The 22,769-nt window shown below is 30.4% G+C and carries 17 protein-coding genes and 2 pseudogenes; 8 read left to right on the top strand and 11 right to left on the bottom strand.

Annotated elements, in window-relative coordinates; all coding sequences use genetic code 11:
• Nucleotides 1–96: pseudogene (locus HZY31_RS05815) on the bottom strand (IS6 family transposase); the annotation flags it as partial.
• An 87-nt stretch (nucleotides 97–183) separates the two neighbouring features.
• Here HZY31_RS05815 and HZY31_RS05810 point away from each other — a divergent pair.
• The 4 genes from HZY31_RS05810 to HZY31_RS05795 are packed head-to-tail and all read left to right on the top strand — an operon-like array spanning nucleotide 184 to nucleotide 4,855.
• Complete coding sequence (locus HZY31_RS05810) at nucleotides 184–747, top strand: hypothetical protein (protein WP_297318482.1); 564 nt, start codon at nucleotides 184–186, stop codon at nucleotides 745–747.
• Nucleotides 748–753: 6 nt separating this feature from the next.
• A complete protein-coding gene (locus HZY31_RS05805; protein WP_297318481.1) occupies nucleotides 754–1,590 on the top strand; it encodes a hypothetical protein in 837 nt (278 codons plus the stop codon).
• A gap of 20 nt (nucleotides 1,591–1,610) precedes the next feature.
• Nucleotides 1,611–3,707 (top strand): PKD domain-containing protein, encoded by a 2,097-nt coding sequence (locus HZY31_RS05800; protein ID WP_297318480.1) that lies wholly within the window; start codon nucleotides 1,611–1,613, stop codon nucleotides 3,705–3,707.
• Between the two features lie 20 nt (nucleotides 3,708–3,727).
• A complete protein-coding gene (locus tag HZY31_RS05795; RefSeq protein ID WP_297318479.1) occupies nucleotides 3,728–4,855 on the top strand; it encodes an ABC transporter ATP-binding protein in 1,128 nt (375 codons plus the stop codon).
• Between the two features lie 12 nt (nucleotides 4,856–4,867).
• Here HZY31_RS05795 and HZY31_RS05790 read toward each other — a convergent pair whose 3' ends face one another.
• Both HZY31_RS05790 and HZY31_RS05785 read right to left on the bottom strand, forming a co-directional pair.
• On the bottom strand, nucleotides 4,868–5,554 hold the full coding sequence (locus tag HZY31_RS05790) for a radical SAM protein (protein ID WP_297318478.1): 687 nt from the start codon (nucleotides 5,552–5,554) through the stop codon (nucleotides 4,868–4,870).
• Entirely contained in the window at nucleotides 5,551–5,997 is a 447-nt protein-coding gene (locus HZY31_RS05785) for an ATP-binding protein (RefSeq protein WP_297318484.1), read from the bottom strand. The genes HZY31_RS05790 and HZY31_RS05785 overlap by 4 nt, the downstream gene beginning before the upstream one ends.
• Nucleotides 5,998–6,116: 119 nt before the next feature.
• Here HZY31_RS05785 and cobN point away from each other — a divergent pair, with 119 nt between their 5' ends.
• Nucleotides 6,117–9,806: a cobaltochelatase subunit CobN gene (gene cobN, locus HZY31_RS05780; RefSeq protein ID WP_297318477.1), complete on the top strand. Its 3,690-nt coding sequence runs from the start codon at nucleotides 6,117–6,119 to the stop codon at nucleotides 9,804–9,806.
• Nucleotides 9,807–9,828: 22 nt separating this feature from the next.
• Nucleotides 9,829–10,752 (top strand): hypothetical protein, encoded by a 924-nt coding sequence (locus HZY31_RS05775; protein ID WP_297318476.1) that lies wholly within the window; start codon nucleotides 9,829–9,831, stop codon nucleotides 10,750–10,752.
• Between the two features lie 132 nt (nucleotides 10,753–10,884).
• Here HZY31_RS05775 and HZY31_RS05770 read toward each other — a convergent pair whose 3' ends face one another.
• A complete protein-coding gene (locus HZY31_RS05770; protein WP_297318475.1) occupies nucleotides 10,885–12,747 on the bottom strand; it encodes a threonine--tRNA ligase in 1,863 nt (620 codons plus the stop codon).
• 184 nt (nucleotides 12,748–12,931) lie between these two features.
• Between HZY31_RS05770 and HZY31_RS05765 the strand changes: the two genes are divergently transcribed.
• A complete protein-coding gene (locus HZY31_RS05765; protein ID WP_297318474.1) occupies nucleotides 12,932–14,494 on the top strand; it encodes a 2-isopropylmalate synthase in 1,563 nt (520 codons plus the stop codon).
• 218 nt (nucleotides 14,495–14,712) lie between these two features.
• Here HZY31_RS05765 and HZY31_RS05760 read toward each other — a convergent pair whose 3' ends face one another.
• The 7 genes from HZY31_RS05760 to HZY31_RS05730 all read right to left on the bottom strand — a co-directional run bounded on the left by HZY31_RS05760 (nucleotide 14,713) and on the right by HZY31_RS05730 (nucleotide 22,445).
• Nucleotides 14,713–16,020 carry a formylmethanofuran dehydrogenase subunit B gene (locus HZY31_RS05760; protein WP_297318473.1) on the bottom strand — a complete coding sequence of 436 codons (1,308 nt, stop codon included), beginning with the start codon at nucleotides 16,018–16,020 and terminating at the stop codon, nucleotides 14,713–14,715.
• 31 nt (nucleotides 16,021–16,051) lie between these two features.
• Nucleotides 16,052–17,224, bottom strand: coding sequence for a F420-non-reducing hydrogenase associated-polyferredoxin VhuB (gene vhuB, locus HZY31_RS05755; RefSeq protein WP_297318472.1), 1,173 nt, complete (start codon nucleotides 17,222–17,224; stop codon nucleotides 16,052–16,054).
• A 117-nt stretch (nucleotides 17,225–17,341) separates the two neighbouring features.
• The gene (gene vhuU / locus HZY31_RS05750) at nucleotides 17,342–17,494 is read right to left on the bottom strand and encodes a F420-non-reducing hydrogenase selenoprotein subunit VhuU (protein WP_214399425.1); all 153 of its coding nucleotides are present in this window, start codon (nucleotides 17,492–17,494) and stop codon (nucleotides 17,342–17,344) included.
• Between the two features lie 82 nt (nucleotides 17,495–17,576).
• Nucleotides 17,577–18,833: a F420-non-reducing hydrogenase Vhu subunit A gene (gene vhuA, locus HZY31_RS05745; protein WP_297318471.1), complete on the bottom strand. Its 1,257-nt coding sequence runs from the start codon at nucleotides 18,831–18,833 to the stop codon at nucleotides 17,577–17,579.
• A gap of 27 nt (nucleotides 18,834–18,860) precedes the next feature.
• Nucleotides 18,861–19,727, bottom strand: coding sequence for a F420-non-reducing hydrogenase subunit VhuG (gene vhuG / locus HZY31_RS05740; RefSeq protein ID WP_463671221.1), 867 nt, complete (start codon nucleotides 19,725–19,727; stop codon nucleotides 18,861–18,863).
• 115 nt (nucleotides 19,728–19,842) lie between these two features.
• On the bottom strand, nucleotides 19,843–20,250 hold the full coding sequence (gene vhuD, locus HZY31_RS05735) for a F420-non-reducing hydrogenase iron-sulfur subunit VhuD (protein ID WP_297318470.1): 408 nt from the start codon (nucleotides 20,248–20,250) through the stop codon (nucleotides 19,843–19,845).
• Between the two features lie 221 nt (nucleotides 20,251–20,471).
• On the bottom strand, nucleotides 20,472–22,445 hold the full coding sequence (locus tag HZY31_RS05730) for a CoB--CoM heterodisulfide reductase iron-sulfur subunit A family protein (RefSeq protein ID WP_297318469.1): 1,974 nt from the start codon (nucleotides 22,443–22,445) through the stop codon (nucleotides 20,472–20,474).
• A 228-nt stretch (nucleotides 22,446–22,673) separates the two neighbouring features.
• On the opposite strand from HZY31_RS05730, the pseudogene HZY31_RS05725 reads away from it, so the two are divergent.
• Nucleotides 22,674–22,769: pseudogene (locus tag HZY31_RS05725) on the top strand (IS6 family transposase); the annotation flags it as partial.

Raw genomic sequence — 22,769 nt, 5'->3', positions numbered from 1 at the left:
TAAAATCCCAGATAAAATTTTAATCTCCACCGATTTCCTATCTCTCTTAAAAAGTTCCGCCATTCGTTCCTTTAATACTTCTATCGTCAGCTTCATATCCCCTATTTTTTACTTCCATATTTTTAAATCTTTCTTATCTTGACAGTCTCCATAATATAAAATAAATATTAATTTGGTGATATTGTGAATAAAATAAAAAAATATATGATATTATTGATTTTCTTTATTTTACCAACATGTATGGCTATAGACCTCATAGTAAAAGCTCCTACCGAAGTAAAAAAAGGAGAAGTATTTAATGTAGAGATTTATGCAAAGAATGTTTCAAATTGTGGAGGTTTACAGTGTAATATTTATGTTTCAGATAATTTGATGATAGAAAAAGTTATAAACTATAATATTGGAGCAGATCTAAACTTAACAAAAAATAATAATAATAGTGCGTTAATTCAATATGCTTTTTTAAATAAACCAAAAAATAGTGACTTTAAAGTTGGAGAAATAATAATAAAAGCACTAAAACCCGGAAATGCTTGGATAGAAATAAAGGCTGTAGGATCTGACAGTGAGGGAAATGCTATAAAAATTCCTATAAAAACTTTAGAATTGAAAGTGTTAAATATATCGAATACTTCTAAAAATCTTAAAGAAAATAGTACATTTTCGTTTAATTCTACATTATTAGCTATTTTAATAATTATAATTGTATTAATTGGAGTCATAGCATACATAGTTAAAAAAAGGTGATTAATAATGAACAGATATTTTTTAATTCTTTTTCTATTTTTTGTTTTTATTCTAAATATTAGTTATGGAGACAGTGTATATGTTAAATTAGTCCCTAATGAAGTCGTTACTAATGGAAGTATAGTTAAGTTTAATATAACTGTTGAAAATATTCCCAAAATTGGTGATATTAAGTATAGTGATGGAGAAGAGGATGGAGGATGTAGAGGGGTTCAAATAAATATAAATTATTCTCCTGATTATCTAAAACCATATGGATTTAATTGGAGTAGTTTATGTAATAAAGAGGGGATGCTAAAATATTATGATTTTAAAAATGGCACCTTCTCACTAAAAATCGTTTTTAAAAAACCTATTGAAGAAGATTTTTGTATTGGAGAAATAATGTTTGTTCCAATTAAAGAAGGAGAGACCCAATTAAATATTTCAGGGGTCGTTAGTTCAGCATTAGGATATGCATACAATGGGATACAGACATATGAAGAGTATCAAACTCTCCAATTGAAAAGGTATCCTACTACTGAATTTTTTGGAGCAAAAGTTATTATTAAAGGAGTTAAAAATATATCAAACATATCTACTCAAAATTTAAAAGAAGAATCTGAATCTTTAGGAACAATATCATCATATTCTACCATAATAAACAGAATATATATAACCCCAAATATTACTAAGCCAGAAGTTATTGTTAAAGAAATTAATGTAACTGAATATCAGCCTGTTGTTAAGATAATTGTTGAAAAAAAGATCGATTTTAATAATATAGAAACTGATATTCTTTATTTAGTTTCTGGATTGTTAATAGGTGTACTTTTTGGGCTAATATTAATGAAATTTAAATAATAAATATAAAGGGGATAACAATGAGACAGAAATTTTTAATATTAATTTTAATTCCATTTATATTATATTTTCATACAAGTTTAGGGGATGAAGTTAAACTAATTCCAGAAAATATTACTGTCAATGAATATGACTCCTTTACTTTAACTCTAACTGTTAATACATCTGAAAAATTAAGTGGATTTCAGGATACTATATATTATCCAATTTCTTTAAATATAACACCAGAAGATATAATTTTAAGTAATATAAGTAATAGTGCAAATTTAAAAAATGTTTCTATAGAAATATATAATCCAACATATAATGCATATTTAAAAAATATACCTATTTTAAGTAATCTAACTAATAATGCAAATTCAAATAATAATTCTGTTGGTATAATAATTATAAAATTGTGGTGGTTTAGTAATTATCCATCTGGAAACTTTACAATTGCTACTTTGAAATTTAGGACATTAAATAATGGTACATATAAAATTACTCAAAAGCCTGTACTTTCTGATGAAAATGGAGATTTATTAAAAAATGTAACCTATAACTCTGTAAATGTAACTATTATTGGATTAAATTCAACAATTGTAGAAATAACCCCTATAAATCCAAAAGTAAATGAAAATTTTGATACAATTGTTTCAATAAAAAATGCAAAAGGAAATATAACCAATATAACAGGAACAATATATTATCCTAATTTAACTTTAGTAAATTTAAACTTCTATTATTTGGAAGATAACATTTCCAAAGTAAATTTAAATTATAATAATAACAGTTTATCTTTTTTCATAAATTTAAATACATCAAAAGAAAACTTTGATTTGATGAAATTAACATTTTTTACTAATAAAACTGGAAATTACATAATTAATGCATCTATAAAAATAAATGGTAATGAAACTATTGTAAAACCTGCAAATTTCACAATAGGATATGAAACTATAACAGAAAAGTATGTTGGTTTTCATACTACTGAACAAAATATTTCTTATGGAGATGCCGAACTTTGTTACATTGAGGCAAAAAATATTGATGCAAACATATCTGAAATTAAAGGAAAAATAACCTATAATTCTTCTGTATTAAAAATAAGTGATATATCTATAAGTTTAAATACGATTGAGAAAAATTGGACTGTTGAAAATGGAACATTAAATTTTGATATTAAAATAAATGGAACAAAAAGTGGTAATTTTACCATTTTATCATTTTGGATAGAGCCACTAAAAAATGAGAATCTAACAACAGAACTAAAAATTTCCTATATTTACCTGTTTGATGAAAACGGAGAAATTGTAGAAGTTCCATTGAAAGACACAATGACTATTCATATAATCCCAATAGCGGAGGAAAATATATCATTACCAAAAGCATACTTTGTATATGAAATTGTTGATAATTATGAAGTACATTTCTATTCTTTATGTGAGGGAAGTACTGAACTTCACTACTATTGGAATTTTGGTGATAATTCAACTTCAACATCTCCAAATCCAATTCATAAATATAAAAAAGAAGGAGTTTATATTGTAAAATTAAAAGTTAATGATACTTTTGGTCATACATCTTATGATGAGTGTGTAATTGAAATAAAGAAGTTAAATCCTATTAATGTTTCACTTAGTAATAGAACAATATATCTTAATGGAACAAATGAGACAAATGTAACAATATATTGTAATATTACAGTTAAAAATCCATTCAATAAAAAGATTAGAGGATATATTTACTTTGTAGATTATGGAAACTATATACCAAATGAAACATCAATAGAATTTGAATTACAACCAAATGAAACAAAAATATTTTCAATTCCAATAAATATTTCACAAAGTACAGAAATAAAAGGTTATGTTATATATTATATGCCTTATAAGAGATTAAAAGATTATATATGGAATTTTAAAGAATCTGTTGAAATTAATAAGCCAAAAAAAGTGAAATTTAATGATTATTATTATAATATAAAAATGAATCAGTCAAAAGTTATTATAAAAATTAATAAAATCGTAAAAAATTACACAGTTACAAAAAGAATAGATATTGAAAACGAACCAAATATTTGGCTATCTTTAATTGGATTTTTAATAGGGTTAATAATAATTTTAATAATTAGATAATCTATTTTTTAGGTGATTTAATGCTGAAAACTGAAAATCTTGCCGTTGGTTATCATAAGAGGATTGTTGTAGATAATGTAAATTTAGAAGTTAAGGAGGGAGAAATTTTAGCAATAATTGGTCCAAACGGTGTAGGGAAATCTACACTTTTAAAATGTATAGCAACATATTTAAAACCGATAAAAGGAGTTGTTTATTTGGATTCAAAAATAATACATAAACTAAAACCTTCTGAACTTGCTAAACAGATGGCAGTAGTTTTAACAGAGAGAGTAAATCCAGGAAATTTAACAGGATTTGATATAATTGCAATAGGTAGGCATCCATATACAGATTTATTTGGAAGATTATCAGAGAGAGATAAAGAAATTATTATAAATTCTGCAAAGGCTGTTAATGCTCTTCACTTATTAGAAAAAAACTTTCTTGAAATGAGTGATGGAGAGAGACAGAAGATAATGATTGCAAGGGCGTTAGCACAAGAACCAAAGGTTTTAATTTTAGATGAACCTACATCCTTCTTAGATGCAAAGCATAAAATAGAACTTACTTTGTTGTTGAGAAAATTGGCTACTGAAAAAAATCTTGCCATAATTGTAACTATTCACGACATAGAATTGGCATTAAGAGTTGCTGATAAAATAGCATTAATAAAAAATGGTAGAATAATATCTTATGGACATCCAGAGGACGTTATGGACAAAGAAACTGTAAATAATTTATATGACTTAAAAAGTGCAAATTTTAGTAAAGAAATAGGTTATTTTGAATTAAAAAATGAAAATACTAACAATAAAAAAGTTTTTGTTGTTTGTGGAGGCGGAAGTGGGGCTAATATTTTAAGATATTTAGTTAAGAATGGATATAAGGTTTATTGTGGAATTTTACATGAAAATGATATTGATTATATAATAGCTAAAACAATGGAAGTTGAGATTATCGAAGAGAAAGCATATCAACCAATTTCTGAAAATAGTTTTAATAAAGCATTAAAATTCTTAAAAATGTGCGATGTTGTGATAGATACAAACTTTCCAGTTGGGGAGATGAATAAATTAAACTTAAAACTTATAGAAAATGCTGAAAAAGTTATAAAATACAGTGGAAGCATTAAAGATTTAGAATCCCAATTATTAAAGCTCATCTAAAAATTAAAAACTTTATTTATCAAATTTTATAATTTCTTTAACTTTTTTATGCCTTCTAAAATCTAATGAGGTAGTTACATTACTTAAATATTTTTTTGCTATTTCTTTTGCCTTTAAAAGTTCTTCCTTTGTTGGTTTTCGTGCATTTAGATTATTATTGAATGGAATATATCCAATAATTCTATATCTAACATCCCATTTACTTAAAAACTTAGCTATTTTCTCAATCTCATCGATATCAACAATATTAGGAATTAAAACAGTATCTACCTCAAAATTAAATTTTTTCTTTGCTAAATATTTTATACATATTAAAACATTTTTATTTGATTTTCCAGTTAGATATTTGTGTTTTTCATCATCAAATGCCTTTAAATCAACATGTATTTCATCAACAAATAAATCATTAACAATATTTTTTAAATAATATCCATTTGTTGTTAAAATTACTTTTCTATCTTTACTTTTCAACAATTTTGTAAATTCTAATAAATCCTCTTGTAGAGTAGGCTCACCACCAGCGATTAATACAGTGTTTATTTTCTTTTTATTACATAGATTATCAATTATTTTGCATAATTCAATTGGAAGGATTTCTTTATAACTTTCTATCTTAACAAAACAATTTTTGCATTTAAAATTACATCCATAACACATAACTGTTATTTTATCACTAACACTTAAATAACCAATTTTCATAATCTATCACTATCTAATTTTTCTATTTTATTCTTTGGAAAAATTATTGCATTGTTTTCACAGCACATATATGAACAGGCGTTACAGTTAATTATACAGTTGTAGGGATATTTAACAACAACTTTACCATTTTCTATATCATACACTCCCTTAGGACAAAATTCAACACATTTTTTACAATTTTTGCATTTTTCATAGTTAATCTTTGGAAACCAGGGAATTTCTTTCCTTTTCTTTCCACCAAATTCCTCATATTCTATTTCCATTATTGCATCATAGAGCATTTTATATAATCTTTTATTTGGTTTTCTAACAAGTTTTGTAACCTCTTCATAAGTGTCATGTATCTCATAAATTCCCAATTCTTTTGATAGTTTTTTAATCTCTAAATTTAAAATCATAAATTCTCTGATTTTCTTTAAAAGTTCTTTCTTTTTTTCCATTTCCATAATATCACCAAATTATTTTAATTAATTACAAAAAATTTTTAACATACATTACATAAATATATAATATAAATAATTAATTAATCTGAATTTACTTAATCTGAATGGTGAAAATAATGATAAAGATAGGATTTGTTTCAACTGTTGATAGTGATGATTTAGTTTTTGAAGAGGCATATAAAGATGTAAAAAAGTATGGAATCGAATTTAAAATACTAAACTATCAATGTAGTGAGAAGGAGTTTAGAGATTTTTTAGAATTTATTAAAGATGCTAACATTGTATTTACAAAACTCATGGGAGGAAAAAATTCATTTAAATATTTTGATGAATTAAAAGCATTTGTTGATAAACATAATATCCCTTTTTTGCCTTTGCCAACATTAAATGAAGTTCATCCTGATTTAGATAAGGCTACAACTGTATGTGAGGAAGTTAAGTTAAAGGTTATTAAATATTTGGGTTACGAAGGTGTTGAAAATTACAAAAATCTATTATTATACTTAGCCAATAAGTTTGGAGATAAAAACATACCCTATGAAGAACCAAAGCCAATGCCATGGCAGGGAATTTATTACAAAAACAAATACTTCAAAACTTTGGATGATTATTTAGATTATTTAAAAAATATTGGAAAGGATATAGTTGGAAAACCAATAATTGGAGTTTTATTTTATAGAAATTGGTTTATTGCAAATAATATAGATTATCTAAAAGATTTAATTGAAATTATTGAAGATAAAGGAGCTATTCCAATAGCTGTTTTTACATCCCATTTAAAAAATGAATTAGGAGCTATTGGGACATTAGAAGTCTTTAAAAAATTTTTCTATAAAGATGGGAAGCCATTTATTCATGCTTTAATAAACACAACCATGTTCACATTATCTATGGGAGTTAAGGCTGATATATTAAAAGATGAGCCAGAATTTTTAAAAAAATTAAATGTTCCTATTTTACAAGGAATTATAAGTACAGGATTTATTGAGGATTGGGAAAAATCAATATCTGGAATTAATCCTATTGACTTAGTTATTGGAATGGCTATGCCTGAATTTGATGGGGCAATAATACATATTCCGATAGGTGGGAAGAAAAAGGTTAAAGATGGAGATGTTGGAGTTCCAATTATAAGATATAAAGCAATAAAAGATAGAGCTGAAAAGATTGTTGAATTATCTATAAAATATGCAAATTTAAAGTTAAAACCAAACAATGAAAAAAGGATAGCAATAATCTTCCACAACTATCCACCAAGGAATGATAAAATTGCAAGTGCCTTTGGGTTAGATAGCCCAGAAAGTGTTTTAAATATATTAAAAGAATTAAAAAAGAGAGGTTTTATTGTTAATGAGATATATAAAAATGGAACGGAATTAATTAAAAAAATGCTAAACTATGCAACAAATGATAAGAGATTTTTAACAGAAGAAGTTATAAAAAAGGCAGTGGGGAAAGTTAAAAAGGAGGATTATGAAAGATGGTTCAACTCATTATCTGAGAAAGTAAAAAAAGAACTCATAAAAAATTGGGGAGCAATTCCAGGAAAAGTTATGAACTTTGATGGAGAATTAATAATTCCAGGAATAATAAATGGAAATATCTTCATCTCTGTTCAACCACCAAGGGGCTTTGGAGAGAATCCCTCTGCAATTTATCATTCCCCAGATATGCCACCAACACACTATTATATTGCCTTTTACAAATGGATTAAGGATGTTTTTAAAGCAGATGCAGTTATGCATATAGGGAAACATGGAAGTTTAGAATGGCTTCCTGGAAAGGGGGCGGGTTTGTCAAGAGATTGTTATCCAGATATTTGTATGGAACTTCCTAATATTTATCCATATATTGTAAATAATCCAGGAGAGGGAACGCAGGCAAAAAGGAGAAGTTATGCAACTATAATAAGCCACTTAATTCCTCCAATGACGACATCTGATTTGTATGGAGAATTAGAAGAGTTAGAACGACAGATTGATGAATATTATGAAATAGAAAATAAGGAAAAGAAGAAGTTTTTAAAAGAAAATATTATAAATAAAATTAAAGAATTAAAGTTGGATGAAGATTTAATGGACGGAAAGATTATAGATGAAAATATTAATGAAGAGAATTTTGAAAATCTTTTAAATAAAATTCACGATTACTTAGAGGAGTTAAAGAATAGGCAAATAAATGAAGGATTGCATATAATGGGAGTTCCATTAGAAGGGGAGAAATTAGTTAATATGCTCTTTATGATTATTAGATACCAATTTAAGTATTTAGAAATAATTTCTAAGATATTGGGATATGATTGGGATAAACTAAATGAAGAAAAAGGAAAATATCATAAAATTATTGATAAAATATATGAAATTGGATTAAATTTATTGAAGGAGTATATGAAATACAACTTTGATGAGAACAAAATTAATGAGTTAAAAACAATAGAAATTAATTCTGAATTAAGAGAAATCTTAAAAACTGTCTCAAAAATATATAGAAATTTAATGAGAGTAAATGAAGAGATTGAAAATGCTGTAAATGCCTTAGAAGGAAAATATATCCCACCAAGAATAGCGGGAGCTCCAACAAAGGATATTAACTGCCTACCTACTGGAAGAAACTTTTATTCTTGCAATCCTCAGGAGATTCCAACAAAATCTGCATATGAGATGGGAAAGAGATTGGCTGATGATTTACTTAAAAAATATTTAGAAGAAGAAGGTAAATATCCAGAGTATTTAGGAATTGTTGTTTGGGGATCTCCTACAATGAGGACGAAAGGAGATGATATTGGAGAAATTCTATATTTATTAGGAGTTAGACCTGTATGGAATAAGATGGGTAGAGTTGTAGGAATAGAAGTTATACCATTAGAAGAATTAGGAAGGCCGAGAATTGATGTAACTCTAAGGATTAGTGGCTTGTTTAGAGATACTTTTCCACAAGTTATTGACTTAATCGATGAGGCAATAAGGACTGTTGCTAATTTAGATGAACCAGATGATTTAAACTTTGTAAAAAAACACTACAAACAAGAGGTTGAAGAAAAGATAAAGAGAGGGATGGATGAGAAAACTGCAAGAGAAACATCGTTATATAGAATATTTGGATGCAAGCCTGGATGTTATGGAGCGGGAGTATCTGATTTATTGACAGAGAAAAATTGGAAATCCTTGGAGGATTTGGCAAAAGTTTATGTTGAATGGGGAGGTTATGTTTATGGAAAAGGTATTTATGGAGTTGAAGCAAAGGAAGAATTTATCAATAGACTTTCAAAGATTGAATTAACTGTTAAAAATGAAGATAGCCAAGAATGGGACATTTTTGAGGGAGATGACTTCAACAGTTATCACGGTGGAATGATTGCAGCAGTAACTTACTACTCTGGCAAGCAACCAAAGAGTTATATTGGAGATACATCAAATCCAAATAAAATTAAGACAAAACATTTGAAAGAGGAAGGAAAACAAATATTTAGAACAAAAATTATGAATCCAAAGTGGATTGAAGGATTAAAAAAGCATGGATATAAAGGAGCGAGTGATTTCTCAAAGTATATAGATCATATGTTCCAATGGGATGCAACCTCAAACATAATAGATGATTGGATGTATCAAAAAATTGCTGAGAAGTATGTTTTTGATAAGGAAATGGAAAAATTCTTTAAAGAAAATAATCCTTATGCCTTATTAAATATAACTGAAAGGTTATTGGAAGCAATAGAAAGGGGTATGTGGAAAGCAGATGAAGAGACAAAAGAAAAATTAAGAAAGAAATACTTAGAAATTGAGGGAATGATAGAAGAGAACCTATAAAACTTATAAAATGGTGGGGTTGTTGGATTTTTTAAATTTATATTTTAGTTCAATATTTTCTATAACATTTGGATATTTTATTGCAGAATTGTTAAATGAGACAAATTTAATAAAATTAATTGGAAAGAAAACATCTAAAATAGCAAAACTTGGGATACATCCTTCTTTGTCCATTATTCCTACTTTATATCTTGTAAGTCCAAGATTGGCTCATACAAACGCGAGTGCATTGTTAAAAAGAGGAGAAATTAAACCTTTTGATTTATATGGCGCTATATTGGCTTCTAATTTTTCTTTAAGGATAATGTATATTTACAAATATTATTTACCTGTTCTATTTCCACTTCTTGGGGTAGTTACATTGTATTTTATAGGTTTAAGGATTATTTTTGATATTTTTCTTTTAGTTGTTGTTATAATTGTTAGTAGGAAAAAATATAAGAATATAGAAATTAATGATTTTAATCTAAATAATATCAATATTAGATTTTCAAAAGATGTTTTAAAAAATAGTATTATAAAAGGTTTAAAATTATCTATTGATTTTATAGTAAAATTTACAATAATATTTCTAATTATGGTATTAATGATATCCTTTGGATTATTGGAAAAAATATCTATTATATTATTCCCTATATTTAAAAATCTTGGATTAGACTCTCTTGGAATATCTTATATAGCAGCATCTATTATATCACCAAGAATAGCTTACGGTATTGCAAAGATTATGTTAGGATATAATTACTCGATTTATACTATTTTAGGCTGTATGTTTCTTGGAAATGGATGGTTTGTTTTAACTTATGAATGGTGGACAAGAATTTTACCATATTATACAGGATTGTATCCAAAGGATGTAGCATTAAAGCTTCTTATTATTCAAGCGTTTCTGCCTTCAATATATTGTGTATTATTAGGAATATTTTTACTTAAATTAGCAACTTAAATATAAAGTATAATGAACTTATATATAAATCTACTAATGAAAGACTTTACAAGAATGATCCATCTAGAATACTTTGATGGTAAAGATAGCAAGTTATACTACTTCAATAAAAAATTTAATTTTTATTTTTTTTTAATGGAATTTTGGCTGTAATGAACATCTTATTGGTAGAGGCAAAGGTCTATATGGATATTTTCCAGTTTCTTTTTTAATTCTTTCAATCAACTCATCTAATGTCATCTTCTCTTTATAAGGCTTTTTTAAAGTTGATTTCTCTCTAATTGTTACTGTTAATTTTCCAGATTCCATTTCTTCATCTCCAATAACTACTACATAAGGTATCCATTCTTTTCCAGCATTTCTAATTTTTTTACTTACACTGTCTTCTCTATCATCAAGATCTGCTCTAATATTACTTTCTCTTAACTTTTCAACTATTTTTAATGCATATTCATAATGCTTATCTGCAACTGGAATTACTCTAATCTGTATTGGAGATAACCAAACTGGTAACATAGGAAGTTTTCCTTTTTCTGCATCTATTGCTGCTTTTTCTAGCAAACCACATATAACTCTCTCAATTGAACCAGTTGGAGAGCAGTGCAATATTATTGGATAAACTTCCCCTTCATTTGTATGCACTTTTATATTAAATCTTTTAGCACTTTCAACATCTATTTGGACAGTTGGATTTTCAATAGGTCTTCCTAAGCTATCTATTACAGCAATATCTACCTTACCAACCCAATAGTGTTTTCTTTTAGGGAGAATTTCTAAGATAACATCTTTTCCATATTTATTTTTGTATTCCTTAGATATCTTAAAGAACCAATCTCTATGCTCATCAAAAAAGTCCTTTGTAAATCTAAATATTACTGAATAACTTAAATTTAAATCCTCCCTAGTCTTTAAACACTCCCAAAATTGTTTTTCAAACTCTTCCATTGCTTGTTTTAAATCTAAACAGACTGTATGCATATCTGGCATTGTAAAGCATCTTAACCTCTTTAAACCTACTAATTCTCCTCTTTGCTCATATCTAAAGCTGTATGTTGATAGCTCATAAAGTTTTAAAGGCAAATATCTTGGCAACAAATACATGTCTTTTTTCATCATAAACTGCCCAAAACATGCTGCAAATCTTAACATCAATTCTCTATTTCCTTGTCTAAACCTATACTGCCTCTCACCAAATTTATCAGCATGCTCTCTAATAGCAGGATTTCCTAAATCATACATAATTGGTGTTTCAACAGGCATAGCGCCTAAGTTAATAACCATGTTATAAACATAGTCAGCCAATAAATCTCTAATTAACTTACCTTTTGGATACCATCTAAAATGCCCAGGATCTGATGCCTCTTCATAACTGCAAATATCCTTTTCTTTGATAAACTTTACATGTGGGGGTTCTTCTCTTTCTTTATTTTCTTTAATTCCCAATTCATATTTAGCTAAGGCTAAAAGCTCTTCATCTTTGATTATATTAATATTCCCTTCATTTAATTCAATAACTTCTTCTGTTTCTGGATTTAATAAATAAAACTTAGATTCATCTCCTTTCTCTTTCTTCTCTTCCTTAGCTACGATCTTTCTTGATAACTCACTTAATGGATGTCCTTTACAACTAATTTTGAATGCTTTATACCATCCAAATGGTGCTCTTAATACATTATAGCCCTTTTCTTTCAAAATACTCTCAATATCTTTCAAAACCTTTATGGCTGTTTCAGGTGAAGATAAGTCACTTGATAAATGAGCATATGGATAGATAACAATATTATTAACTTTTAACTGATTAGCAACTTTCTCAATCTCTTCTACTGCTCCTATAACAGTTCCTTTTGGGTTATTTTCATCCTCTCTCTCCACTGCAATAAAGCAAGTTAAACACTCATCTAATCTACCTTTTAAATTCTTAGTATCTTCTGCAATTTTAGTTTTTTGTTTTGCCTCAAACTCTAAATAATCAGAGTGGATTAATAGCATCTTCATCTTATCCCTCAATCAACTTTTGAATAAAGATAATTATAAAAGAATGTATTAAATATTTTTTCTTCCTATTAATATCTTGGATACTTTATCTTTTTATAACTTCATAGAAAAAAATTTTTCTATAAAAATTTTTATAATATCTCATCAAATAGGTAATTAATAAATTAAAGTTTTTGGTGGGATTATGATAATTTATAAAGAAGAGAATGAAATTATCAAAAAGGCTCTTAAAAACATAGATATTCCAAATAGAGTTTATATTTTCGATACAACACTTAGAGATGGTGAGCAAACTCCTGGAGTTTCATTAACTCCAGAAGAAAAGATAGAAATTGCTATAAAATTAGATGATTTAGGTGTTGATGTTATTGAAGCTGGTTTCCCTGTTTCTTCCTTAGGTGAGCAAGAGGCAATTAAAAAAATCTGCTCATTAAATTTAAATGCTGAGATTTGTGGATTGGCAAGAGCTGTTAAAAAAGATATTGATGTAGCTATTGATTGTGGTGTAGATAGAATACACACATTTATAGCAACATCTCCATTGCATAGAAAATACAAATTAAAGAAATCTAAGGAAGAAATTATTGATATAGCAGTTAATGCTATTGAATATATAAAAGAACATGGAATTAGAGTAGAGTTTTCAGCAGAAGATGCCACAAGAACAGAGCTTGATTATTTAATAGAGGTTTATAAAAAGGCAGTTGATGCTGGGGCAGATATTATTAATGTCCCAGATACAGTTGGTGTTATGATTCCAAGGGCAATGTATTACTTAATAAATGAGCTAAAAAAAGAAATAAAAGTTCCAATATCAGTTCATTGCCACAATGATTTTGGATTAGCAGTTGCTAATTCATTAGCGGCAGTTGAAGCAGGAGCAGAGCAAGTGCATTGTACAATAAACGGTTTAGGAGAAAGAGGAGGGAATGCGGCATTAGAAGAGGTTGTTATGAGCTTAATGTCAATTTATGGAGTTAAAACTAAAATTAAGACTGAAAAACTTTATGAAATTTCTCAACTTGTATCAAAATACACAGAAATTAAAGTTCAACCAAATAAGGCAATTGTTGGGGAAAATGCATTTGCTCATGAAAGCGGAATACATGCCCATGGAGTTTTAGCTCATGCATTAACCTACGAACCAATTCCACCAGAATTAGTTGGACAGAAGAGAAAAATAATATTAGGTAAGCACACAGGAACTCATGCAATTGAGGCAAAGTTAAAAGAGTTGGGCATTGAGATTGGTAAAGACATAAATAAAGAGCAATTTGAGGAGATAGTTAAGAGAATTAAAGCTCTTGGAGATAAAGGAAAGAGAGTTACCGATAGAGATGTTGAAGCAATAGTCGAAGATGTTGTCGGTAAATTAGCTAAAGAAGAAAGAGTTGTTGAATTAGAGCAAATAGCAGTTATGACCGGAAATAAAGTTATTCCAACAGCATCAGTTGCTTTAAAAATTGAAGAAAATCTTAAAAAAACTTCAGCTATTGGTGTTGGACCAGTGGATGCAGCCGTTAAAGCCATACAAAAGGCAATAGGAGAAAAAATAAAACTTAAAGAGTATCATATAAATGCCATAACTGGAGGTACTGATGCACTAGCAGAGGTTATTGTAACATTAGAAGGATATGGAAAAGAAATTACTACAAAAGCAGCAAGTGAAGATATAGTTAGAGCTTCAGTTGAAGCAGTTATAGATGGAATTAACAAAATCTTAGCAAAAAAAGAAAAATCGATATAATTTTATTATTTTATTTATAATATTTAATTTATTAATTTAAATTAATAAATTTAAGTGCCTAAAATAATAATGTTGGAGGGTCCCTTATGGGTTCCCCTCCAACATCCTCTAACGTGTAACGCAGGATGTAGGATACCCAAAGATGGTTAGCGTTGCACGCCCACCCTGATATTTCATTAAGTATAAATTCAATATTTATATTTTTCTTATTAAATTTTTTAGAGCATCTCTTTAACTTTCTTAATGAGCCTCTTTAATATTTCTTTATCTGGTAAAACGCCTTCTGGAGGATCAATAACTTTTCTTAATTTAATTGGAACACCATCCATTCTATATGCTGTTCCTTCAACTTCAACTCCTGCGATTGCTGGGGGGATTATAATATTTGCTAATTGAGTTGTAGGAGTTTCATGAGGTTCTATACATACTAATGGTATTTTTGCCATGTGTTTTACAGCTTTTTGTGGGAAGTGAGCCCCCGGGTCTGAAGCAATATTTAACATCATGTCAGTTTCTCCTCTTTGTAATAAATCGTTAGCTGTAGTTTCCCCTGGGTTGTATCTTGGATAACCTCTTGAGAAATCAATACCAAATGGATAACCTGTAACCCATGTTAAGACTTGGTTGAAACCATTTACATTGTAGTGTCCTCTCATAGGCATTAATCCGAATTTTGTATATGCATTTAAGTCAATTACTAATTGAATAGCATTATCAATGTTTCTATGCTTACCTCTTGTCATTGTTACTCCCATAGCAAAGAATAATTGCCCAAACTGAGCATTTTTACAAATTTCAACTGCTTCATAAATTAATTCTGCTGGAATTCCAGCGACTTTATCTACTTGTAATTCAAATCCTTTTAATACTGCTCTCATTGCACTTATTAATTCATAATCTTTGTGGGGTTCAACTTGCAAGTGTATATCAGCCAATTTCGCAGTATCTGTCTCTCTTGGGTCTACAACAATCATAGTTCTGTCTTCTCTTCCTCTTTCTCTGAAAAATCCTCTTGCGAATATTGAATATCTACTCATGTGTCTTGGGTGGGCGTGCATTGGATTACTTCCCCAAAATATAACTACATCAGCTCTGTTTTTAACTTCTCCTAATGTACAAACTGGGTATCCTACATCCTGCAATGCCATAACTGAAGGTCCGTGTCAAACACTTGCTGTATTGTCAATAACTGCCCCAACTAATTCAGCTAACTCAACTCCATACATTTGTGAATGACATTCAGTTGCACTCCATCCGTAAATTAAAGGTAAGGATGATTCAACTAATAATCTTGCAGTCTCTTCAATTGCTGTATCATAATCAACTTTTTTGAAATCATCTTTTTTGTTCTCTCTCATTAAAGGTTCTGTATATCTAACAGCTCCCTCGAAGTGCATAAATTTAGCATTTCCAATTCTACATGCGTGTCTTGTTCCTACTATGTGGTTATCCTCAACTAATATCTCCAAATCGTCACATAATGTCGCACAAAATGGGCATACTACATTTCTAACGACTTTTACCATATTCACTCACCTAAAATGTATTTTATTCTATTTACTTAAGTGTTAAGACATTCTTTTTCTCGGCTTGGGCACAGGAGAGGCAGAGGAGGCACATTACGCAGTAACCTTTTAATGGAAGTTTTTTACTCTTAGTGAGTCTTAATGTTTTCATTGGGCAGACTTCTACACATTTACCGCATCTATCACATAGGTAGGGGCTAAATTCAATTCTATTATATTCTTTACCGTTATGGACTATTTTACCCAATTTTAAGGCTCCAGTAGGGCAAGCTATAGTACATGCCCCACAAACGATACACATTCTTACTTCTTTCTTCTCTTCATCTACGACTATTGCCTCAGTTGGACAGACTGAAGCACATTTCTTCAATACTTCGAAATCTTCCTCAACTATTACTAATCCTTCGTCAGTTATCGGATGTGGAGAGGCCAATTTAACATCTAATTCTAAAGCATCGACTGGACAGATATTTACACATAGCTTACAAGCGGGACATGATTTAGGAGGAATAACGATCATATTCTCTTTATCTACTTTAATCATATTTCCTGGACAGATTTCAACACACTTTAAACAGAAAATACACTTTTCTGCATCAACTTCAAACTTCTTAACTTCTTTCCTTCTCTTCTTAGGTATTCTACCAGCAACAAAGATAGCGTTCCATGGACATGTTTGAGCACAGATACTACAGTAAACACACTTACTCTTATCTATTACCGCCTTATTCCCCTCTAATCTTATTGCATCCACTGGACACTCATCTACACATAATCCACAGCCAACACATGCTTCTGTAACTACTATCGGCTCCTTTGGAACTTTTATCTCCTTCCTTGGTTTGTCTATTATTCCAGGCAATGATATAATTTCAATCGGACAAACCTCTATACATTTTTGACATAGAACACAATGCCCCTTCGAATATGGAAATTCATCATCTACCTTCTTTATCCCTACTAGACATGCCTCTGCACATTGCCCACACTTTTTACATTTATGAGCTAAATAATTTACCCTCTTTACCTTCTTCCCATTTATCTCTATCTCTTCCTCCACTAACGCCCCAGTAGGACATACTTTAACACACGACATGCATAAACTACATACTTTAAAACTGTCTATATCTATCGCCTTTGTCGGACATTCTGCTTGACACGCATAACATACTAAACATGCTTCTTTTTGTATGGTTATGCTCATAATTATCACATCCTCCTCAAAAGATTTTGATCTAAAACCCTTAAAAGGATTTTAGCGTAATCCCCATGCGTAAGGGGATAATAGCTCACAACCTCCCAAAAGGGTTCGGTTGTGAGCTTATTCTTTTATAACTTCAATAATTTTTTCTCCTTTCTTATCTTTTACTATTATGTGTGCTGCACATGAATATCAAGGATCGTATGCTCTTAAAACAATCTCTATTAAGTTTAATTTTGCCTCATCAACTTTTACTGTGCTTTTTTCAGCCATACTCATCACCACAATAATTATACTAATTAAAAAGGGAATAAGATAAATAGGATGAGCGTAATTCTAAATTTTCCAAAAAGTTTTATTTAAATATTTCTTTAGCTGCCTGCTGAATCGCTTTTTCCATTGTAGGAACATTATGCGTTGATGCTACTATCATGTTTGCCTTAACAACAATTCCATTCTCATCTGTTTCATAATTGTGTATTAAAACCCCTCTTGGAGCATATACTACCCCTACACCATTTCCGGCTTTAGGTTCTACTTCTGCTTTTATATCATCAGAAGTTATGTCATTATCTTCTAACAATATCTTTGCTTTCTCACATGCTTTAACAAGTTCAATTAATCTTGCATGATGATAAGCTAATGATTGATTTGCTGGAAATCCAAAAATATCAAAGAATTCTTTTCTATATTCTTCAGCTAAATCAGTTTCCATTGAATCACAAACATTTAACATTGATAATGGGCCTACTCTATAAATTCCTTCAGGATATCCAACTTTTTTATAAAATGGATGCTTAACATAGTTGTATGAAACTACATGTTCCCCAATGTAATCTAAATATTCATTAGGTTTGAATTCTACTTTCTCTTTTCCATCAGGAGATAAGAATCTTAAAGTTCCATCATAAACATTATGTTTTCCATCTTTAACTAATCCTAAATACCATGTGTCTATAACTCCTAATGTTTTTATTAAGTCCATATACTGTTCATTTAATTTCTTTATTAATTCTACTCCATTCTTGGCATATTCTATCATTCTATCTATATCTTTTAGTAACTCATCTCTCTCTTCTTCAGTTAATCTTTTTGCTTGCCCTCCTGGAATCCCAGTAACTGGATGAATTGCTTTCCCTCCAATCATTTCAACAATTTTCTGTCCAAATTTTCTCAATTCAATTGCCTGTTTTGCAACTTCTGGAGCTTTGTTTATAACTCCTATTACATTTCTTATCTTAGGATCAGCATCTACTCCAAGAACAAAATCAGGAGCTGCTAAAAAGTAGAAGTGCAATGCATGACTATGAATTATATTACCAATGTTCATTAATTCTCTTAATTTTTTTGCGGGTTCAGGAATTTCTACGTCCCATGCGTTATCAACAGCCTTAACACTTGCTAAATGGTGAGGAGTTTGACAAATTCCACAGATCCTTGGAACGATTCTTGGCACTTCCTCAGCTGGTCTTCCCACAACAAATTGCTCAAAACCTCTTAATGCAGTTATATGTAATTTAACATCCTTAGGATTACCATTTTCATCTAAAGTTATAGTTACTTTTCCGTGACCTTCCAACCTTGATAGGGGTTCAATTACTATTTTCCCCATAAATTCACCCTTGTTTATTTATCTAAGTTATTTTACTTTTCTATTAATTAATGCCGCTGGCAATGTAAATCTGTTTAATAGAGCTACTTTATCAGGTATTTCCAAAGCGGCTTCTCCTGCATTTGCCAAAACATTTGCCGCATTTGCACCTAAATCTAAGGATTTATCTGTCTTTCCATAACATCCTCTACAAGGAACACCTGCCTTAGGACACTTTGCCCCACAACCAGCTCTTGTAGCGAATCCTAAACATGTGTAACCTTGCTCAAATAGACATTTTTCTGGATCTGGCTTTCCTTCAAATGTTCTTTTGAATTTTTCAGGAAATACATTTTCTTTCTTTCTTGGACATTCATCACATACAATTTTTGCTGGTAATTTTGGTTCTTCTCCATTCAATAACGCTATAATGGCATCAGCGATCATTTTTGGAGTTGGAGGACATCCTGGAATTATATAATCGACTTTTATGTAATCACTTATTGGCTTAACATAATCTTTTAAAGGAGGAATTTCTTCAGAAGGAATTTCTCCTTTATTATCAGTTGAATCAGTTGAATATACAGTATTTAATAACTCCTCTTTTGTGTATAAGTTAGCCAATCCTGGAATACCTCCATAAGCGGCACATGTCCCCCAAGCAATAACAATTTTTGATTTTTCTCTAATTTCATGAAGTAAATACTCATCATGCTCATTCCTAACTCCACCCTCAACTAAAAACACATCTATTCCTTCAGGAATTTCTTTTGGATCTGCAATTATTGGGGCATAGACTATCTCTAAATTTGGCAATACATCTAATAACTTTTCATGTAAGTCTAACAATGATATGTGGCATCCTGAACATCCACATAACTGTATCATTCCAACTTTAACTGCCAAGGTAATCACCCTAAAAACTTTAAAAAATTTTATTTAAATTGCCGGAGAACCCCTCACATAGGGGCGGTTGTTCTCTCGGTCCCTTTCGGGTTCCCGAGAGAACTCATCCCTTTAATCTCCGGCTTTACTGAGCTTTGAGAGGGTTAGGTCCTAACTTTTTAACTCTTTCAGTCATTTCATTAGCTGCGGCAACGAATTTATCTGCCTCGGCAGCAGACATGAAAAACATTTCTATTCTCTCCCCACCAATACCTAACTCATCTAATAATTTTTTAGCGAACCTAACCCTCTCTTCGGCCTTAAAATTTCCTGTTTCATAAACACATTCTCCTTTTTTACATCCTGCAACCATAACGGCATCGGCTCCCTTTTGGAAGGCCCTTAATGCATAAGTAATGTCAAACTTACCTGTGCAAGGGAGCCTAACTATCCTTACGGTTGCAGGATATTGCATTTTACTGGTTCCTGCCAAGTCTGCAGCCCCATATCCTCATTGATAGCAACAGAATGCAATTATTATTGGATCACTCATACACATCCCCTTATAATTTGAATTTTATTAGTTTTAAATAGCGATCTATTAAATTAGTAAAGAGAAATTAGAAAGAGATAATTACGGGCACATGCCCTCCCATCAGCACCATCCTGGCAAAAAGCCTTCGGATGGTGCCTCATTTGGTATTTATCTACCCCCAATGTTGAGCTCATAACCTATGCCATAGTTATATGAATAGATGTGGAGCCTGTGCCTTTTTAACTCTCTAATTTTTGGTGAGCTTCTAATACTCCATCAATAAATGAAATTATTTGCTCATCTCTGTAATATCTCAACTGCATAGCACCACTTGGACATGCTCCAGCACATGCTCCACAACCTTTACAGGCAACATCATTAACTTGAGCTACTTTATGTCCATCTTTTTCTACATAAGTTATAGCATTATATGGACACATTTTAGCACAAACTTCACATCCTCCACAAATATCTTCATCAACAACTGCTCTAATCATCTCAATCTTAAACTCTCCCTGAGCCATTGGTATTGACACTGCACTTGCAGCCCCTTTCGCTTGAGCAACTGTATCTGGAATGTCTTTTGGTCCTTGAGCAACTCCTGCAATTGCTACACCATCAACTTTTGTATTTACTGGAGCTAACTTTGGATGTAATTCTTTGAAGAATCCATCTGGACTTAATTCTATACCAAGCATTTTTGCTAATTTTGGATTGTCTGGTCTTGGTGATAATCCTGCTGACAATACAACTAAATCAGCTTCAATTTCTACAATTTCTCCTAACAATGTATCTTCTACTCTAACAATTAAGTTCTTTGTTTCTGGATCTTCCATTATGCATGCTGGTCTTCCTCTAATGAACTTAACTCCAAACTGTTCCTGAGCTCTTCTATAGTATTCTTCATATCCTTTACCGAAAGCCCTGATATCCATATAGCAGATATAAACTTCAGTGTTTGGATCATGCTGTTTAAGTAACTGAGCATTTTTTAAGGCAAACATACAGCAAATTCTTGAACAGTATGGTTTTCCAACTTTAGCATCTCTTGAACCTACACACTGTATAAATACTACTCTATGAGGATGCTTTCCATCACTTGGTCTTATTTCATGCCCACCAGTAGGACCTGCGGGATTAATCATTCTCTCTAATTCTAATGTTGTTATGACGTTGTCATAAACTCCATATCCATACTCTTCTTTTAATGTTGCATCAAATTCATCATAACCTACTGCACAGATTATTGTTCCTACTTTCAATTTAATCTCTTCTGGTTTTTGATCGTATCTTATAGCTCCAGGGCCACAAGCTTTTTCACAGAGTCCACATCTTATACAGTGTTCCATATCTATTGTATATACCAATGGAACTGCCTGAGCAAATGGAACATAAATTGCTTTTCTTGTACCTAATCCTAAATCAAACTCATTTGGAACTTCAATTGGACAAACTGCGGCACAGGCTCCACATCCAGTACAAATATTTTCATCAACATATCTTGGCTTTTTTTCAATTGTAACTTCAAAGTTTCCAATGTATCCTTCGACATTTTTAACTTCGACATAGGTTATGAGCTCAACATTGGGGTGGTTTGCAACGCTAACCATCTTTGGAGCCAAAATTCACATAGCACAGTCATCAGTTGGGAATGTCTTAGCAAGTTGAGCCATCCTTCCTCCAATTGATGGCTCTTTCTCTACTAAATATACTTTATAACCTTGATCTCCCAAGTCAAGAGCTGCTTGGATTCCTGCAATACCTCCTCCAATTATAAGGCAAGATTTATCTACATTAACAACTTTTTGAGGAACATCTTCTAATTTCTTAGCTCTTTCTACACCTCCTGCAACTAACTCCATTGCCTTTTTAGTAGCTTTTTCTGGATCATTCATATGTACAAATGCACACTGTTCTCTAATATTTACGAACTCTAAGTAATATGGAGATAACCCTGCTTCTTTTATACAATTTCTAAAAGTAGGCTCGTGGATCTTTGGAGTACATGCAGCTACAACGATCCTATCTAAGTTATATTCCTTTATACATTCTTTAATCAAGTTTTGACCTGGATCAGCACACATAAAAGGATATGTTTTAGCAACAACAACTCCATCTAATTTTTCTGCAAAATCTCTAACTGCCTCACAATCTACAACACCATTAATGTTTGATCCACAATAACAGACAAATACCCCAACTCTTGGGGACATAGATTCACCTCCAATAATAGAAATCACAAATAGTTAATTATACGGCACCATATAAAAATGTATATTCTTAAATTACCTAATAGATGTCATTAAATTGTTTAATATTAAGTTGAAATATTATTTAAAAATCCTAAAATTTAACTTAAAATATTTTTACAAAAATTTAAGTATTTTTGAGACTGTCAAGATAAGAAAGATTTAAAAATATGGAAGTAAAAAATAGGGGATATGAAGCTGACGATAGAAGTATTAAAGGAACGAATGGCGGAACTTTTTAAGAGAGATAGGAAATCGGTGGAGATTAAAATTTTATCTGGGATTTTA

The organism is Methanocaldococcus sp. (genome assembly GCF_024490875.1).
Classification (GTDB): domain Archaea; phylum AGJL01; class Methanococci; order Methanococcales; family Methanocaldococcaceae; genus Methanocaldococcus.
The sequence above is the reverse complement of the archived record's forward strand: the minus strand, read 5'-3'. Positions and strand labels throughout refer to the sequence as shown.

What these genes read in the sequence shown, in the direction of transcription:
- HZY31_RS05805 (WP_297318481.1), top strand. Translation starts at nt 754, where the DNA reads ATGAACAGATATTTTTTAATTCTTTTTCTATTTTTTGTTTTTATTCTA.
- HZY31_RS05795 (WP_297318479.1), top strand. Translation starts at nt 3,728, where the DNA reads ATGCTGAAAACTGAAAATCTTGCCGTTGGTTATCATAAGAGGATTGTT.
- HZY31_RS05765 (WP_297318474.1), top strand. Translation starts at nt 12,932, where the DNA reads ATGATAATTTATAAAGAAGAGAATGAAATTATCAAAAAGGCTCTTAAA.
- HZY31_RS05770 (WP_297318475.1), bottom strand. Translation starts at nt 12,747, where the DNA reads ATGAAGATGCTATTAATCCACTCTGATTATTTAGAGTTTGAGGCAAAA.
- HZY31_RS05800 (WP_297318480.1), top strand. Translation starts at nt 1,611, where the DNA reads ATGAGACAGAAATTTTTAATATTAATTTTAATTCCATTTATATTATAT.
- vhuB (WP_297318472.1), bottom strand. Translation starts at nt 17,224, where the DNA reads ATGAGCATAACCATACAAAAAGAAGCATGTTTAGTATGTTATGCGTGT.
- HZY31_RS05785 (WP_297318484.1), bottom strand. Translation starts at nt 5,997, where the DNA reads ATGGAAAAAAAGAAAGAACTTTTAAAGAAAATCAGAGAATTTATGATT.
- cobN (WP_297318477.1), top strand. Translation starts at nt 6,117, where the DNA reads ATGATAAAGATAGGATTTGTTTCAACTGTTGATAGTGATGATTTAGTT.
- HZY31_RS05790 (WP_297318478.1), bottom strand. Translation starts at nt 5,554, where the DNA reads ATGAAAATTGGTTATTTAAGTGTTAGTGATAAAATAACAGTTATGTGT.
- vhuA (WP_297318471.1), bottom strand. Translation starts at nt 18,833, where the DNA reads ATGGGGAAAATAGTAATTGAACCCCTATCAAGGTTGGAAGGTCACGGA.